The following is a 3707-nucleotide window of genomic DNA, read 5'->3' as shown; positions in this document are numbered from 1 at the left end:
GTTGTTGGAGGTGACGGGTCCGCGTGCCCAGGCGGTCGTCGACGTCCTGGAGGATGCGGGTGTCCGGGCTGTGGTGGTGCGTGGTGGGCGCGCCGGCCACACCGACGTGCACACCGCCGTCGAGGTGGCTCCGGGTGATGCGGCACTGGTGGCCGACGAACCTGAGCAGGACGGCCTGGACAGGTCGGGTGCGTGGGATGCGGCGCCTGATCTGGTGCTGGACCTGAGTGACGCCGACACCTCTTTGTCGGATGCTCACAAGACCGCGTTGCTCGCCCTTGCCGAGGCGGTGAACGCGCAGAGGCAGCCGCGCGCCGAGCACGGTGTCAAGGCGCCGGTCGTGAAGTTGCGGGGGAGGCGTGCCTATCAAGCCGCCACCCTGTTGAACGGCCAGGGGGTGGAGACCCGTCTCATGTCCTCCTCCGGGCCGCTGGTGGTGCGGGTTGATTGGTTGGTGCCGTCGTCGGTGGTGGTGCCGGGGGCGTTCCCGGTGGAGTTGTTCTGGCGGGCGACGCCGAGGTCGAAGGGGTTGCTGGAGCATCCGGGTCATCCGGTGTCGTTGGATTTCGCGCCGGGTGCGGTGGGGTTGACGCCGGAGCAGCGCGCCGAGGTGGCCGCGCTGGTGGAGGACCTGCGGACGTCGGTGCGCGCGCGACGTGCCGCCGGCCGGCCGCTGCCCGTGGTGGTCGTGGCGGGTGCGCGGGTGCAGTTCGTGTTCGATGCCGTGCGCACGACCGGTGCGGTCGTCCGCATGGTCGAGGGGGGTCGTGCGGGTGGTGTGGACGTGTTCGTGGACTGGCGGACCGGGGCGAAGGCCGCCGAGGTCGAGTGGCTGGGTTCGTGGCGGGGCGTGGTTCCGGTGTTGTCGTTGCCGGACTTGGGGGGCTTGGACTCGTCGAGGTTGACGGCCTTGGCGCGGGACGTGTCGGCGGAGGTCCGCGCCCGATCCGGTGATCGGCCTGCGCTGGAGGTGACGGGTGCGCGCGCGGCGGAGGCGGTGGAGGTCCTGAGGGGCGCGGGTGTCGAGGCCGTGGCGGTGCGCGGCGGGCGTGCCGGTCGCACCGACGTGCACGCTGTGCACCCGCAGAACCCGGCCGATTTGAAGGATGGTGACCGGCACCGGTCGAGCGCGTGGGACATCGGGCCTGACCTGGTGCTGAACCAGCGGTCCGCCCACTTCCCGGGTTCCTACCGGGCTCTGTTGCTGAGTGCTGCGCACGCGGTGGCCGAGCAGGGGCGGTTGCGCGCCGAGCACGGGTTCCAGCCCCCGGCTGTCGAGGTTTCGGGCAGCCATGCCAGGACAGCCGCTGATCTGCTGGAAACCGAGGGCGTGCAGGTCCGGGTCGACCGGAGTCGGGGTCCGGTGGTGGTGCGGGTTGATTGGTTGGTGCCGTCGTCGGTGGTGGTGCCCGAGGCGTTCCCGGTGGAGTTGTTCTGGAAGGCGACGCCGCGGTCGAAGGGGTTGCTGGAGCACCCGGGTCATCCGGTGTCGTTGGACTTCGCGCCGGGTGCGGTGGAGTTGACGCCGGAGCAGGGTGCCGAGGTGGAGGCGCTGGTCGGGGACCTGCGGAATTCGGTGGGGTTGCGGCGTGTCGCCGGTCGGCCGGACCCCGTGGTGGTGGTGTCGGGGACGCACACGTGGTTGGTGTCCGATGTCGTGGCACGCGAGGGCATCGCCGTCTCGGTGGTCGGGGGTGGTCGTGCGGACGGTGCGGACGTGTTCGTGGACTGGCACGCCGGTGTCGAGGGCGCCGATGTCGCGCGGTTGGGTTCGCGGAAGGGCTTCATCCCGGTGTTGTCGGTGCCGGATGCGGGTGTGGTGGATCCGGCGGAGCTGGCGGCGCGGGTTCACCGTGCCGCGGTGGGTGGCGGCCGGTCGGGTGGCTGGCCTGTGCTGGAGGTGGTGGGTCCGCGTGCGCAGGAGGTCGTCGATGCCCTGGGGGTGGAGGGTGTCGAGGCCGTGGTGGTGCGTGGTGGGCGGGCCGGTCACACCGTGGTCGAGGCTTCTGAGGGCCCTGTCGACGTGGTGCTGGTGACCGACGGTTCGGTGAGCACCGATCAGTATCGGTCGAGTGGGTGGGACAGGGGTCCTGAGCTGGTGCTGCACACGAACTTCAGCGGCACGTACCTGGCTCGGGAACGCGAAGCCGAGTTGCTCCGGCTCGTCAACGTGGTGGCCGAGCAGGGTCGGGTGCGTGCCGAGCACGGTCTCCCGGCCCCTGTGGTGGAGGTGTCGGGCTATCTCGCCGCGACGATCGAGAAGCTGTTCGATCGTCGCGGCGTCAACGTCCGGACCGGACAGCGGACCGGGATCACGGTGGTTCGGGTTGATTGGTTGGTGCCGTCGTCGGTGGTGGTGCCGGAGGCGTTCCCGGTGGAGTTGTTCTGGCGGGCGACGCCGCGGTCGAAGGGGTTGCTGGAGCACCCGGGTCATCCGGTGTCGTTGGATTTCGCGCCGGGTGCGGTGGGGTTGACGCCTGAGCAGCGCGCCGAGGTCGAGGACCTGGTCGAGGACCTGCGGGATTCGGCGGACAAGCGGCGTGCGGCGGGTCGGCCGTTCCCGGTGGTGGTGGTGTCGGGTGCCCACGCGCAAGTCGTTCAGCAGGTGTTGCAGGGTGCGGGCGTGGTTTCCTCGGTGGTCGGTGGTGGTCGTGTCGACGGTGTGGATGTGTTCGTGGACTGGCACGCCGGTGTCGGGGGTGTCGATGTCGAGCGGTTGGGCTCGCGGCGCGGTGTGGTCCCGGTGTTGTCGTTGTCGGATTCAGCGCCGTCGGGGCTGCCCGGTTCCCACCTGGCGGAGCTGGCGCACCGTGTGTTGACGGAGAGCGGTTGGCCCGAGCTCGAGGTGATGGGCGCGCGTGCGCAGGAGGTCGTCGACGCCCTGGGGGAGGCGGGTATCGAGGCCGTGGTGGTGCGTGGTGGGCGGGCCGGCCACACCGACCTGCACGCCACCGTCGAGGCTCCCGCGAACACCCTTGCCCCGGCTCCTCGGACCGGAGCTCCGGTGACGGCCAACCTGCGCCGCTCGACCGCGTGGGACACCGGTCCCGAACTCGTGTTGCACACGGAGCGCAGCTCCCGCCCACTCCCGGATCGGAGCGTGGCGGCGTTGCGTCGCCTCGCCCAGGAGGTATCGGAGCAGCAACGGGCGCGTGTTGCCCGCGGTCTCGCGGCGCCGACCGTGGACGTGTCGGGTAGACGTGCCGTTTCGGCCAGTCGTGTGATGCTGGCCGAGGGCGTGCAGGTCCGGGTCGACCGGAGTGAGGGGCCGGTGGTGGTTCGGGTTGATTGGTTGGTGCCGTCGTCGGTGGTGGTGCCGGGGGCGTTCCCGGTGGAGTTGTTCTGGCGGGCGACGCCGAGGTCGAAGGGGTTGCTGGAGCATCCGGGTCATCCGGTGTCGTTGGACTTCGCGCCGGGTGCGGTGGGGTTGACGCCGGAGCAGGGTGCCGAGGTGGAGGCGCTGGTCGGGGACCTGCGGGATTCGCTGGGTCTGCGGAGTGGTGCCGGTCGGCCGTTCCCGGTGGTGGTGGTGTCGGGTGCCCACGCGCAAGTCGTTCAGCAGGTGTTGCAGGGTGCGGGCGTGGTTTCCTCGGTGGTCGGTGGTGGTCGTGTCGACGGTGTGGATGTGTTCGTGGACTGGCACGCCGGTGTCGGGGGTGTCGACGTCGAGCGGTTGAGCTCGCGGTGGGGTGCGGATCCGGTGTTGT

General features: G+C 70.8%; 2 protein-coding genes. One reads left to right on the top strand and one right to left on the bottom strand.

All coding sequences use genetic code 11. The features are described 5' to 3' along the window. On the bottom strand, positions 1 to 259 hold a 259-nt coding region (locus CKY47_RS36720; protein ID WP_306750994.1), incomplete at its 3' end, for a hypothetical protein. Positions 260 to 1543: 1284 nt separating this feature from the next. Here CKY47_RS36720 and CKY47_RS36715 point away from each other — a divergent pair. Next, the coding region (locus CKY47_RS36715) for a hypothetical protein (RefSeq protein ID WP_306750993.1) at positions 1544 to 3707 on the top strand (2164 nt) is incomplete at its 3' end.

Origin of the sequence: Saccharothrix longispora (assembly GCF_030852425.1) — a bacterium.
GTDB classification, from domain to species: Bacteria; Actinomycetota; Actinomycetes; order Mycobacteriales; family Pseudonocardiaceae; genus Actinosynnema; species Actinosynnema longispora.
This window is presented reverse-complemented; position numbering and strand designations above follow the sequence as displayed.